Annotated in this window: 1 protein-coding gene; it reads right to left on the minus strand. The window is 62.6% G+C overall.

The features are described 5' to 3' along the window. Positions 1–554: immunoglobulin-like domain-containing protein (locus AC1RDQ_RS28530; protein WP_492588760.1), on the minus strand; the 554-nt coding region annotated here is incomplete at both ends.

Genomic DNA, 554 nt, shown 5'->3' on the forward strand with positions numbered 1-554 from the left:
GTGGAGGTGTCGTTGACGTCATTGACCGTGGTGGTTACTGGCGTTGTGTTTGGTGACACCAGCTCCAGGTTGCCACCGTCGGCCGACTTAATCGACTCGGTCACGGTGGTCGGACCTTTGTAGACGTCGTTGCCGACCGTCACCGGCAGGGTGCCGGAACTCTGGCCTTCGGCGATGGTGATGACCTTGCCGCTGTCGAGGGTCACGGTCACCGGACCGTTTTGCGCGGTGACCGGGGTGCCGTTCTTGTCGGTCAGCGTGGCGGTGTAAGTGATGGTGCCGTTTTCGTCCACGCTCGGGGTCGCGGTCAAGGTCACCGTAGTGGTGTCGTTGACATCGGTAACCGTGGTGCTGACCGGGGCCTTGATCGGATCGATGGACTCGAGGTTGCCACCCACCGCGTCCTTGATGGATTCGGTGACGGTGGTCGGGCCCTTGTAGAGGTCGTTGCCGACCGTCACCGGCAGGGTGCCGGAACTCTGGCCTTCGGCAATGGTGATCACTTTGCCACTGTCGAGGGTCACGGTGACCGGACCGTTTTGCGCGGTGACCGG

This window comes from Pseudomonas sp. GW823-FHT02E01 (genome assembly GCF_058797535.1).